The 12806-nt window shown below is 34.9% G+C and carries 14 protein-coding genes; 12 read left to right on the top strand and 2 right to left on the bottom strand.

Annotation, left to right across the window (positions count from 1 at the left end; all coding sequences use genetic code 11):
• Positions 1 to 126: 126 nt before the first annotated feature.
• The 9 genes from EV142_RS08545 to EV142_RS08510 all read left to right on the top strand — a co-directional run bounded on the left by EV142_RS08545 (position 127) and on the right by EV142_RS08510 (position 7521).
• Positions 127 to 444: a gamma-glutamylcyclotransferase family protein gene (locus tag EV142_RS08545; RefSeq protein ID WP_132034507.1), complete on the top strand. Its 318-nt coding sequence runs from the start codon at positions 127 to 129 to the stop codon at positions 442 to 444.
• 78 nt (positions 445 to 522) lie between these two features.
• Positions 523 to 1260, top strand: coding sequence for a carbon-nitrogen hydrolase family protein (locus EV142_RS08540; RefSeq protein ID WP_132034505.1), 738 nt, complete (start codon positions 523 to 525; stop codon positions 1258 to 1260).
• Positions 1261 to 1396: 136 nt separating this feature from the next.
• Entirely contained in the window at positions 1397 to 2158 is a 762-nt protein-coding gene (gene trpA, locus EV142_RS08535) for a tryptophan synthase subunit alpha (protein WP_132034503.1), read from the top strand.
• Positions 2159 to 2290: 132 nt separating this feature from the next.
• The gene (locus EV142_RS24230; RefSeq protein ID WP_170208065.1) at positions 2291 to 2449 is read left to right on the top strand and encodes a hypothetical protein; all 159 of its coding nucleotides are present in this window, start codon (positions 2291 to 2293) and stop codon (positions 2447 to 2449) included.
• Between the two features lie 19 nt (positions 2450 to 2468).
• The gene (locus tag EV142_RS08530) at positions 2469 to 2759 is read left to right on the top strand and encodes a type II toxin-antitoxin system RelE/ParE family toxin (RefSeq protein WP_202978493.1); all 291 of its coding nucleotides are present in this window, start codon (positions 2469 to 2471) and stop codon (positions 2757 to 2759) included.
• A gap of 140 nt (positions 2760 to 2899) precedes the next feature.
• On the top strand, positions 2900 to 3529 hold the full coding sequence (locus tag EV142_RS08525; RefSeq protein ID WP_132034499.1) for a TetR/AcrR family transcriptional regulator: 630 nt from the start codon (positions 2900 to 2902) through the stop codon (positions 3527 to 3529).
• Positions 3519 to 4841: a TolC family protein gene (locus tag EV142_RS08520; protein ID WP_132034497.1), complete on the top strand. Its 1323-nt coding sequence runs from the start codon at positions 3519 to 3521 to the stop codon at positions 4839 to 4841. The genes EV142_RS08525 and EV142_RS08520 overlap by 11 nt, the downstream gene beginning before the upstream one ends.
• Positions 4842 to 4853: 12 nt before the next feature.
• Positions 4854 to 5933, top strand: a complete 1080-nt coding sequence (locus EV142_RS08515) for an HlyD family secretion protein (RefSeq protein ID WP_132034495.1) — start codon at positions 4854 to 4856, stop codon at positions 5931 to 5933.
• A gap of 1 nt (position 5934) precedes the next feature.
• The gene (locus EV142_RS08510) at positions 5935 to 7521 is read left to right on the top strand and encodes an MDR family MFS transporter (RefSeq protein ID WP_132034493.1); all 1587 of its coding nucleotides are present in this window, start codon (positions 5935 to 5937) and stop codon (positions 7519 to 7521) included.
• 279 nt (positions 7522 to 7800) lie between these two features.
• Here the strand turns inward: EV142_RS08510 and yaaA are convergent, their stop codons facing one another.
• Positions 7801 to 8559, bottom strand: coding sequence for a peroxide stress protein YaaA (gene yaaA / locus EV142_RS08505; RefSeq protein WP_132034491.1), 759 nt, complete (start codon positions 8557 to 8559; stop codon positions 7801 to 7803).
• 329 nt (positions 8560 to 8888) lie between these two features.
• On the opposite strand from yaaA, the gene EV142_RS08500 reads away from it, so the two are divergent.
• The 3 genes from EV142_RS08500 to EV142_RS08490 all read left to right on the top strand — a co-directional run bounded on the left by EV142_RS08500 (position 8889) and on the right by EV142_RS08490 (position 12028).
• Positions 8889 to 10316, top strand: coding sequence for a CCA tRNA nucleotidyltransferase (locus EV142_RS08500; RefSeq protein ID WP_162304646.1), 1428 nt, complete (start codon positions 8889 to 8891; stop codon positions 10314 to 10316).
• A gap of 52 nt (positions 10317 to 10368) precedes the next feature.
• Positions 10369 to 10668 carry a hypothetical protein gene (locus EV142_RS08495; RefSeq protein ID WP_132034489.1) on the top strand — a complete coding sequence of 100 codons (300 nt, stop codon included), beginning with the start codon at positions 10369 to 10371 and terminating at the stop codon, positions 10666 to 10668.
• Between the two features lie 334 nt (positions 10669 to 11002).
• Complete coding sequence (locus EV142_RS08490; RefSeq protein ID WP_132034487.1) at positions 11003 to 12028, top strand: COX15/CtaA family protein; 1026 nt, start codon at positions 11003 to 11005, stop codon at positions 12026 to 12028.
• On the opposite strand, the gene EV142_RS08485 is transcribed toward EV142_RS08490, so the two are convergent.
• The gene (locus EV142_RS08485; protein WP_132034485.1) at positions 12009 to 12776 is read right to left on the bottom strand and encodes a LytR/AlgR family response regulator transcription factor; all 768 of its coding nucleotides are present in this window, start codon (positions 12774 to 12776) and stop codon (positions 12009 to 12011) included. The genes EV142_RS08490 and EV142_RS08485 overlap by 20 nt on opposite strands.
• Positions 12777 to 12806 lie beyond the last annotated feature (30 nt).

Here is a 12806-nt window from a genome sequence, read left to right as displayed (position 1 = left end):
AAATTGTAATTTGGGCGTTCCCCAAGGGTCGGGTTATCCGCTAAATCTTTTATTTTTTAAAGAAAAAAACAAAAGGATACCGCTGCTACCCCTAACGCGGACCAATAACAAGAAAAAACAATATTTATGGAACAGCTATTTTCTTACGGAACATTACAGTCAAAAGAAATTCAGATGCAGGTTTTTAATACAATTTTGAACGGAACTCCGGATCAGCTGACTGGTTACAAGCTAAAAGATCTAAAAATAGAAGAAGAATTTGGAATGACGGATTATTTTGTAGCCATGCCCAGCGAAAATACTTCCGATTTTATAAAAGGAATCGTTTATCAGATATCTGCCAAAGATCTGGCAAAAGCAGATTTGTTCGAATCTAATGCGTACAAAAGAGTTCAGATAAAACTGAAATCAGGAATAACAGCGTGGATTTATATTGAAAGCTAAAATTCGAAAAGAGACTGGCCCTTTAAAACCCCTGCAAGGTTTAAACCCTGAACAAATAATGCAAAACAAGCAATAATAATGATTTTAGCAGCAGCACAAACAAAACCAAAACGAGGAGATATAGCGTCTAATTTATTAGATCATTATCGTTTGATCGCACTGGCTGCCGAAAAAGGAGCCAATTTAATTGTATTTCCTGAATTATCCATTACAGGTTACGAAAGAGAAAATGCAGCAGCACTAGCTTTTACGAAAGACGATTACAGAATAGATCATTTAAAAGAATTAGCGGTCGATCGTAATATTACGATTATTGCCGGCGCACCCATTCAAAATGAATCAGAATTGTATATTGGTGAATTTGTTATTTTTCCCGATAATTCGGTTTCAATCTATACCAAACAATTTTTGCATGAAGGCGAAGACGCGTTCTTTCAGCCTTCCTTCGATTATAACCCAATGATTGCGATTGAAGATCAGAAAATTTCGTTTGCTATTTGTGCCGATATTGACCATCCGCTGCATGCTGAAAATGCCGCTCAAAAAGAAACTTCGATTTATATCGCCAGTATTTTCTTTTCCCCAAACGGAATTCCGAATGCGTACAGCCATTTGCAAAGTTATGCCCAACAACATAAAATGAATGTCTTGATGTCTAATTTCAGTGGTGAATCCTGGGGATCTCCTTCAGGCGGAAAAAGTGCTTTCTGGAATAACAAAGGAGAACTTGTCGCACAAATGAACGATTCAGATTCCGGACTTTTAATTGTAGAAAAGCAAGGCGATAACTGGATCAGCCAGGTTATTACCAAGTAAAGCAGAAAAAGAATGCCACAGATTCTCAGAGATTAAATTATTAAAAAATCATTAGAATCTTTTAATCTGTGGCGAAAAAAATAATAAACCTATAAAGTTTTAAAATCCTTTCGGTAGGTAAATAAAAAGACATAAAATGAACAGAATAACGCAAAAATTACAAGAAGATAAAAAGATCCTTTCCATTTATTTTTCGGCCGGATATCCAGATTTAAATGATACGGTCCAGATCATTCAGGATTTGGAAAAAAACGGTGTTGATTTAATTGAAATTGGTTTGCCATTCAGCGATCCTTTGGCTGATGGACCAACAATCCAGGCGAGTTCGACTCAGGCGCTTCATAACGGAATGACGACGCAGATTCTTTTCGATCAGCTGAAAAACATACGCGAAAGCGTAAAAATACCGTTGATTATCATGGGATATTTCAATCCGATGTTACAATACGGCGTTGAAGCATTCTGCAAAAAATGTGCGGAAATTGGCATCGACGGATTAATTATTCCGGACCTGCCTGTTGATGTTTATGCAGACGAATACCAAGCTATTTTCGAAAAATATGGCATCATAAACGTGTTTTTGATTACACCGCAAACTTCAGACGAACGCATTCGTTTTATTGACAGCGTTTCAAATGGCTTTATCTATATGGTAAGTTCAGCAAGTGTTACGGGTTCTCAATCCGGTTTTGGAAATATTCAGGAAAGCTATTTCGAAAGAATTGCAAATATGAATCTGAAAAATCCACAAATTATTGGTTTCGGAATTTCGAATAAAGAGACTTTTAATCAGGCGACCAAATTTGCCAAAGGCGCTATTATCGGGAGTGCTTTCATTAAGCATTTGAGTGAAAGCGGTTCGGGCAAAATTTCGGAATTTGTTGGAGGGATACGATAAGCAACAACATTTAGAATTATTTTGTACATTTTGATAAAATCAATTATCATGGATTTAGAAGCCCGCAAAATATTTTTCGTTCAGGAATTTCTAAGACTTCAAAGTTAAGAAATAGTCATTGATCTTGAAAACTTGCTTCATAAACAAAAAGTTAAACTTTTAGATCCGGAAATGAAATCAATGAGTATTGAACAATTTAATAAAGAAATTGATCAATCCTTGGATGATGCCAGAAATGCAAGAATTGTATCTGGAAAAGACTTAAAATCTAAAATTCAAAAATGGGGCTAACTGTTTAATTGGACTCAATTTGCATAAAATAAAACTTGAAGACATTTTTGAATATTACAAATTTAAAGCCGGGATAAGATTCTCTCAAACTTTAGTAAAGGGTATAATTGACAGTTCGCTATCCTTAGAAATAAACGCTTATGGCGGACAAAAAGAAGAACTTTTATCTGAAAGAATCGAAGATTTCAGGTATTTAGTTTTTAAAAATTACCAAATTATCTATTGGATTGATGAGGCCAGGAAAATAGTAGTTGTATCAAATATTTTTGACACCAGACAAAACCCTCAAAAGCTTTCTTCAGGAAAATAATCCTTTTTTCTAATTATTTTTAACACAATATTATCCTACAGTAACTACATGGTTTTCTGTTAATATTGTGTTAAAAATAAATTAAACAACTGTTTAATTTAAACGCTTGTTTAATTTTGTACCCGATTAGAAACACTACCATGTCAAACTTCGAATTTAACGATAAAAAAATTCAGATTCTTGAGGTTGCTGAAAAGTTATTTTCAGATAAAGGATTTGAGGGTACTTCGATACGGGATATCTCAAAACATGCAAAAATAAATATTGCCATGGTTTCGTACTATTTTGGTTCCAAAGAGAGGTTACTTGAAGCTTTAATTATCTATAAAACCTCTGATTTAAAATTACAACTCGAAAATTTATTACAGGAAAATCTCGAACCTATTGAAAAAATCAATAAATTAATTGAAATTTACATTAACCGAATTAGCTGTAACAAAGGAATTTTCAGGGTTTTACATTTTGAACTAAACTCAAAGAACAGAGAAAAAAGCATGGCTGCCTTTACAGAATTAAAAAAAGGAAACTTAAAATCTGTTGAAAGTATTATTACACAAGGTCAGTTAAAAGGTGTTTTCAGGAAAGATGTTATCATTCCGCTTATTACGCCAACTATAATTGGAACCTTTTTTCATTTCCACATGAACAAACCTTTCTTTGAGGAACTTTTAAATTTAAATACAGAAAAGTTATACAACGATTATATTAAAAACAGTCTTACAAAGCACATTCAACAAACTATAAAAGCGCTACTTGTTTATGAAAATTAGTCAATTAATGCTCTTTGGGATTTTCTTTATCGGGATTTCATCAATAGAAGCACAAGAGAAAACAAGTTTAACCTTAGACGAAGCCGTTAAACTGGCTTGGGAAAAAAGTAACGAAGTTACTCTTGCCAATACTAAGGTAAACTCAAAAAAGTATGAGTTACAAACAGTTAAAAACAACCAATATCCTGACTTAAAAATTTCAGGACAGTACCAAAGGTTAACAAAAGCTTCTATTGACATGCACAATGACGAAGCAAGTGCAGAACCAATGGCTTCCCCGGACCGCGCAATGTTTGGTATGGCGAATTTGAGTCTCCCTATTTTTTCGGGATTTAAGATCCAAAGCAGTATTGAAGCTTACGACAATCTTTATGAGGCTGAAAGTGCAAATGCAGCGAAGACTAAAGAGGATGTTGCTTTACGTGTTATTACCTATTACACTGCTTTATATAAAGCGCAAAAAACACTGGATCTTCTAAACGAAAATCAAAAACAGGCGCAACAGCGTGTAACTGATTTTACGGAACTGGAAAAAAACGGAATCATTCCAAGAAATGACTTATTGAAAGCGCAGTTATTGGTTTCTAAAACGAAATTATCGATAGACGAAGCAAATAACAACATCAATAATATTAATTTTTACCTGACTACTTTATTAAAATTAGATCCGACTGTAAAACTTCAGGTTAACGAAGCTGATTTCTTTAATTTAAAAACAAACAATGCCCCCACTTCAGATGCTCTGGCGCTTGAAAGCAGAAAAGATTTAGAAGCTATTCGTTTTCAGCAAAAAGCAAGTGAGGCCAATATTAGAATTGCAAAATCAGGATATTATCCTTCCCTTGCCTTATTGGGAGGCTACACGGCATTAGACCTTAAAGATTTTATTACGGTAAAATACGCGATGAATTTTGGACTTGGTTTAACGTATGACTTATCCGGAATTCTAAAAAACAGTGCTCATGTACGTGAGGCTGAAAGCAAAGCTTTGGAAGTGAAGAATACGGAAGCTGTTATGACAGACCGAATTAAAGTGGAAGTTCAGAAATCTATTGAAGATTACAGTCTGGCAATTAATCAAAGTGTCGTTTATGACGAAGCGCTGAAGCAGGCCGAAGAAAATTACAGACTTGTAAAAGACAAATTTGATAATGGTTTATCTGACACTAATGATTTAGTTGAAGCTGATGTAGAACAGCTTAATGCCAAAATAAACACTGCTTTATCTAAAGCGGCCATTATTCAAAAATATTACGAATTACTTTCAGTATCAGGACAATTATCACAATCATTCAATCTTTCTAAAATATAATCGATAGCTCTCATGGAAAAGAAAAAAACAAATACTAAATTCATCATTATACTAACCGTTTTGGTTTTAGTGGGGGGAACTTACGGAATAACAAAATACATGCACTCCTTGTCTCATGAAGAAACAGATGATGCTCAGATCGAGAAAAAAATGAACCCGATTATTCCAAGAGTATCCGGTTATATTAGCAAAGTGTATGTGAAAGATAATGATTTTGTAAAAAAAGGAGATACTTTATTTACCATTGACAAAAGAGATTATCAATTAAAAATTGACGAAGCAAATGCTGCTCTTTTAGGAGCTGAAGGTCAATACGAAGCTGCAAAAGCTGATATTGGAAGTGCATACGCCAGCATTTCTGTTTCTGATGCCAATATGAAATCTGCAGGTGGTTCTATCGAAAGTGCAAAAATCAGACTGAGACAACTTACAAATGATTTTAACCGTTATAATAATCTGTATAAAACACATACGATTACAAAACAACAATTTGAACAGGCTCAGACTGCAAAAGACGAAGCTGAAAATCAGGTACGCGTTTTAGAACAGCAACAAAGAGCAAGTTCTTTTCAAAAATCAGTAATTCAGTCTAAATCTAAAGTTTCTGACAAACAAACCGAAGTGGCTTCTGCTAATATTAAAAGAGCAAAAACAATGCTGGACGTAGCGAAACTAAACCTTACCTACACTGTTGTAACTGCTGCTATTGATGGTCAGGTTTCTAAAGTTGATATTCAGCCGGGACAATTGGTACAACCGGGACAATCTTTATTTTATATTATTAATAATACTGAAGCGTGGGTTGTTGCTAACTTTAAGGAAACACAATTAAACAAAATGATTGTGGGGCAGAAAGTGAGCTTAAAAGTTGATGCTTATCCGAACTATGAATTCAAAGGAACTTTGACATCATTCTCACCAGCTACAGGATCCCGTTTTTCTTTATTACCTCCTGACAATGCTACAGGAAACTTTGTAAAAACGATTCAGAGATTACCCGTGAAAATTAGTTTAGATGAATCAAACGATCCTGAGAAAGTAAAATTATTACGTCCGGGAATGAATGTTGATGTAGACGTACATTTGAAATAAAATGACAGCAGCACAAGGAGATGATGATTTAGTAGAATACGGTTACAGACGTGTCATAATCACGATTACAGCAGTACTTTGTGCTTTGCTTGAAATCGTTGATACCACCATTGTAAACGTAGCGCTAACAGACATGCGAGGTAGCCTTGGTGCTACTTTGACTGATGTGGCTTGGGTTATTACAGCATACGCAATTGCGAATGTTATCGTAATACCGATGACGAGCTGGCTATCACAGCAATTTGGAAGACGTAATTATTTTGTGGCCTCTATCATCATATTTACAGTTTGTTCTTTTTTATGCGGAAATGCCAGTAATATTTGGGCACTAGTAGCTTTTAGGTTTGTTCAGGGTATGGGTGGAGGTGCGCTTCTTGTAACGGCACAAACCATTATTACAGAAAGTTATCCTATAGCAAAACGTGGAATGGCGCAGGCTATTTACGGAATGGGTGTAATTGTTGGTCCAACTTTAGGTCCGCCATTGGGAGGATATTTAGTAGATAATTATTCCTGGCCTTATATTTTTTATATCAATATTCCGTTAGGAATTATTGCTACTATTCTGGCGTTAACTTTCGTGAGAAGTCCAAAATATGGGGAAAAATTAAAAGCAAATCAGGTTGACTGGTGGGGAATTGCATTATTAGCCTCTTTTATCGGATCCTTACAGTTCGTTTTAGAACACGGACAACAAGACGATTGGTTTAACGATTCGCTGATTGTTACGCTAAGTGTTGTTACTGTTCTTGGATTGGTATTGTTTATCTGGAGAGAACTTACTTATAAACATCCAATTGTAAATCTAAGTGTTTTAAAGGATGGAAACTTAAGGATTGGAACCATCATGTGTTTTATACTTGGTTTCGGTTTATATGGATCCACTTTAATTATTCCTATTTACACGCAGTCTATTTTAGGATGGACAGCAACTGATGCCGGATTATTATTGATTCCGGGTTCAATTACAACAGCGATCATGATGCCATTTGTCGGAAACATGATTCAGAAAGGAGTCCCTCAGGGATATATGGTTGGATTAGGATTTTTAGTTTTCTTCTTCTTTACCTTTATGATGCAAACGCGAATTACACCTGATACCGGTGTAGAACATATGTACTGGCCATTGATTTTGAGAGGAATCGGTTTAGGATTACTTTTTGTACCTATTACCACGCTTTCCCTTTCAACTTTAAAAGGAAAACATATTGGTGAAGGAGCTGCTTTTACCGGAATGATGCGCCAATTAGGAGGATCATTTGGTATTGCAATCATTACCACTTTTATCACCCGTTTTAGTCAGGAACACAGAGTTAATCTGATCAATCGCATTGATCCTGCAAGATACGACGTTCAACAACGTATTGCCGGAATGCAGCGAGCTTTTATGGCTAAAGGATACAGTGCCGATGTTGCGCTTAAAAAAACGTATCAGGCAATTGATTATTCCATTTTAAAACAAAGTACAGTAATGTCATACATCGATATTTTCATGTATTTAGGAATTATGTTCTTATGTTGCATACCGATTATTCTTTTCATCAAGAAAGCAAAAAACAAGATTAATCCCGCCGATGCGATGCATTAATAATAATTATAATAATTGATTTATAACACGAAAAGCCGGGTTCTTAATTGAACCCGGCTTTTTATTTTAATTTTCAGAATGACTAATAAAAAGTTTGGCTAAAGCCCTTTTACAGATTTACATCCTATCTCCAGCTAAAGCTGGAGGTTATTGAAATTCTAAACTGAAAGCCTAAAAATTATTGAAGCAATAATAAAAACATTAGTAACTCAGACCCTAAAAAAACCTCTGAACCTTTGCAACTTTGCCCCTTTGAGCCTTTGAACCTTCCCAAAAAACCTATCTCGTAAATACCAAATGATTTCCTTCAGAAAGATTGGCATCAAACTGATACCCTTCATAATTGAAACCTTTTAAATCAGCAACAGTTTCAGCATTGGTATCGATGATATAACGCACCATCATCCCTCTTGCTTTTTTAGCGAAGAAACTGATTATTTTTAGTTTTCCATCTTTATAATCTTTAAAATCAGGCGTAATCACAGGTACTTTTAAAGCTTTTACATCCACAGCAGAAAAATATTCATTACTGGCTAAATTTACAAACAACTCCCCTTTTGACAACTCTTTATTCAAAGACTTGGTAACGGGCGCTTTCCAGAAATCATGCAAATTTTTATGTTCCCCCACAGGTAGTTTTGTTCCCATTTCCAAGCGATAGGCCTGCATAAGGTCCAGTGGTTTTAAAACGCCGTAAAGCCCGGATAGGATTCTGAGTTTGTCTTGTAAAACCTCTAATTTTTCTATTGGAATTGTATACGCATCCAGACCGGTATAAACATCACCATCAAAAGTATAAACTGCAGGACGCGCATTTTCGGGTGTAAAAGGCGTTTTCCATTGTTGGTTTCTCTGCCAGTTTAAATCCGCCAGTTTTTCTGAAATCGACATTAGTTCCGCTAAATCAGAGGGTTTTTTAGGTTTTAAAACTTTATGAACCTGACGTGCTTCTTTTAGGAAAGACGGTTCTGTATAGTGTGCAGTTGGTAATTCTTTTTCAAAATTTAAGGACTTGGCAGGCGATATAACAATTTTCATGTGTGCATTTTTAAGTGATCCAAAAATACAAATTGAATTGCTAAAAAAATAGTATTGCAATTGATTTGTTTGATAGCCTTATAAGGCTTTTTTTTCCACGAATTTCACGAATTTTCGCGAATCGTATCGGGTCAAAAAATTAAAAGGGATTCGTGAAAATTCGTGGAATTCGTGGCAACCTTTTTTATTTCATAAAATTATGCACTTCAAACTGTAAATTTCTTCAAAAAAGTGAGCAATAGATTATAATAGGCATTTTCTATGTTGTAAATTTGCAGACGTTCGATTCTCTTCAGGAACAAGACGTACTATTTAAAATTCGTGAATTCGTGGCTATACAAACAAATTACAAAACAGCTTTACAACATAAAATCTTCGGAATCATTTCGCAGGCCTCTCAGGAACTCAACGTTGACACTTACGTGATTGGTGGTTTTGTCCGGGATTTACTTTTAAACCGTGGTTCTAAAAAAGACATAGACGTTGTAGCGGTGGGCAGCGGAATCGAACTGGCCTTAAAAGTATCTGAATTACTTCCTAAAAAACCAAAAGTTCAGGTTTTTAAAACGTACGGAACTGCTATGTTGCGTTTTGAAGATACTGATATTGAATTTGTTGGCGCCCGAAAAGAATCTTATAATTTTGACAGCAGAAATCCGCTTGTTGAAAACGGAACTTTGGAAGATGACCAGAATCGTCGTGATTTTACCATAAATGCTCTGGCCTTATCCTTAAACGAAAAAACATTTGGAGATCTCTCTGATCCGTTTGATGGTCTGGCTGATTTAGAAAATAAAATCATTAAAACTCCTCTGGATCCAAGCATTACGTATTCTGATGATCCGTTGCGCATGCTTCGTGCCATTCGTTTTGCCACTCAGTTGGGTTTTGAAATCGAAAAGAATTCATTAGACGCGATTACCAAAAATGCCGAAAGAATAAATATCATTTCCGGAGAAAGAATTGTTGATGAACTGAATAAAATCCTTTCGACTGAAAAACCTTCTGTTGGATTTTTACTTTTATATCAAACCGGACTTTTAGATCTTATTTTACCTGAATTAACCGCGTTGAACCAGGTTGAAGAAATTGAAGGTCACACCCATAAAAACAACTTCTATCACACGTTGGAAGTTGTCGATAATATTTGCCCAAATACAGATGATGTCTGGTTACGCTGGTCGGCTCTATTGCATGATATCGGAAAAGCACCGACAAAACGTTTCAATAAAAAACAAGGCTGGACTTTTCACGGACATGAATTTCTGGGTGGAAAAATGGCTAAAAAAATATTCGAACGCCTGCACATGCCCTTAAATCACAAAATGAAATTTGTGCAAAAAATGGTCATAATGAGTTCGCGTCCCATTGTTCTGGCTCAGGATATTGTAACGGACAGTGCCGTTCGCCGTTTGGTTTTTGATGCAGGAGAAGATGTAGAGAATTTAATGACATTATGCGAGGCCGATATTACAACCAAAAATCCTTCAAAGTTTAAAAAGTACCATAAAAACTTCGAAATCGTACGCAAGAAAATTGTTGAAGTCGAAGAACGCGATCATGTACGTAAATTTCAACCGCCTATTTCGGGAGAAGAAATTATGGAGTTTTATAATTTAAAACCTTCACGCGAAATCGGAATGTTAAAAGAAGCTATTAAAGAAGCTATTTTAGAAGGTGAAATCCCTAATGAGTATGATGCTGCTTTTGAGTTTATGCAGAAGAAAGCGCATAAAATGGGATTAGTAAAATTGTAATCATTCCCGGGATTATAACGGATTTTATTTAATTTTATAAAAATTAAAAGTTATGGATATCGCCGAACTAAAATTAGATCTGATAAAAAAAATAATGGAAACCAATGATCTTGATTTATTACTAAAAATAAAATCTTTATTAGATTCTGGTGAATCAGGAGAGGATTTATCTTCAGTCAATGAACCTGTTGCAGCATATGAAAAATTAAAAACTAAGAATATCAGAATTTTTTCTGAGGCTGAACAAAAGAAAATAAACATTGCGTTACAACAATACGAAAACGGAGATTTTGTCTCGAATGAAGAAGCTCAAATTGAATTAGAACAATGGTTCAAAGAACAAGAAAAATAGTTTGGACTTCATTTGCAAAAGAATCAAAATACGCTATTTTTTTGTATTGGAATCAAAGAAATAAATCAACATCGTACAGTAGAAAATTAAACGTTTTACTTCAGGAATCATTAAAACAAATTGTAAAATTTCCGGAAAGCGCTATTGAATCAAATAATTCAAATGTCAGACTTAAAATTTTGAGTCATTTTGAATTGATTTACCAAATTACAAATACTCAAATTGTTGTTCTTGACATTTAGGATACGAGACAAAATCCTGAAAATTTTCCAATTAAATAAATTTAAAAAAACATAGAACCTCAACAACTAAGAATCTCAGGCACTCAAAAAAAATGAAAAAACACTTCCCTGCAATCGCAAAAACAGCATTAGTTTTAGTTTATTTAGTAATTGTCGCAGGAGCCTTAGTTCGAATGACAGGTTCCGGAATGGGCTGTCCGGACTGGCCAAAGTGTTTTGGTTATTATATTCCGCCAACGGATTTAAAAGAACTGACGTGGGCACCAAACCGTGCTTTCGAAAAAGGTCAGGTCATTATTAAAGAGGAAACTCTATTAGTTGCGAAAGATAATTTTACAACTGAGACCAATTTTGATGCTTCGCATTGGGAAAAATACACCAAACACGATTATGCGATTTTCAATCCGTTGCATACCTGGATAGAATACATTAACCGTTTATTCGGGGCATTGGCCGGTATGGCTTGTTTTTTTATGGCCGTTGTTTCCTTTAAATTCTGGAGGGAAAAGAAAAGAATTACACTGCTTTCCTGGCTGGTTGTTTTTATGATGGGCTTTCAGGCCTGGTTAGGAGCCAAAGTGGTTTATTCTGTATTAAACCCGATAAAGATAACCGTGCATATGGTAATGGCTTTGGTAATTGTTGCGGTAATTTTATACATTATTCAATTAGCAAGACCAAAATTGACTGCCGTAACATACAATTCCGGATTTAAAAAAATACTTTTATTTTCGCTTTTACTGACTCTAATTCAAGTTGCTATTGGTACACAAGTACGTCAGTTTGTTGATGAACAGGTAAAAAACGGTCTGACGGAAAGTATTCTTTGGCTGCAAAATCCTTCCGTTACTTTTTACATCCATCGTTCCTTTTCGATTATCGTTTTACTTGTAAATGTGTATTTATTCAATAAGAACAGAAAACTAAACTTAGGTTTTTCAAAAATAAACTGGGTATTGTTTATCATTGGAATAGAAATTCTAACCGGAATGGCTATGGCGTATCTTGATTTCCCATTGGGGAGCCAGGCCATACATTTGGTTTTAGCCTCTATCCTATTCGGAATTCAGTTTTATGTGATTCTGGAAGCGAAGAAAACTATCCCAGCCAACTCTTAAAATCCTGAACTTTTTCGCGGCTTACAATAACCTCATCTTCTTTATAAGACGGTAAAATAACTTTCAGACGCGAATTGGTGTAAACCTGAATTTCCTTTATTGCCGTAAGCGGAACAATAAATTTTCTGCTTACGCGAAAGAAATCTTTCATATCCAATTCCTGTTCGAGAATCTCTAAAGTGGAGTCGATTAGGTAGTTTCTGTTTTCGAAAGTATGAATGTAGGTCCCTTTATTTTCACTAAAGAAACATTCAATCTCATCAGTGGTAATCACTTTTAAGTGTTGTCCTATTTTGACTGTAAATCGTTTTTTATAGTTCTTTTCAAAGGGATTAGACAGCATTTTCCTGATTTGCTCAAAATCGAGCTGAAGGTTTGTGGTTTCTGTTCCCAATTTAGGAAGGCGGGTTTTAAACTTAGTAACCGCAACATCGAGATCATCTTCATCAATAGGTTTCAGAAGATAATCGATACTGTTAAGCTTAAAAGCTTTTAATGCATATTCATCATAAGCAGTGGTAAAAATAATGGCGCTTGTAATGTTTATTTTTTCAAAAATTTCAAACGACAAACCGTCTGATAGCTGAATATCCAGAAAAATTAAATCGGGATGTTTGTTATTGCTGAACCAATGAATTGATTCTTCTACAGAGTGCAACATCGTTTCTACAGCAATATCTAACTTTTCAAGTTTCCGCTGCAACAATCTTGCAGCTGGTTTTTCGTCTTCTATAATTAATGTGATCATCTATTGATATGCAAAATTTGAAAAAATAAA

The sequence above is a fragment of the Flavobacterium circumlabens genome (assembly GCF_004345565.1).
GTDB lineage: Bacteria > Bacteroidota > Bacteroidia > Flavobacteriales > Flavobacteriaceae > Flavobacterium > Flavobacterium circumlabens.
This window is presented reverse-complemented; position numbering and strand designations above follow the sequence as displayed.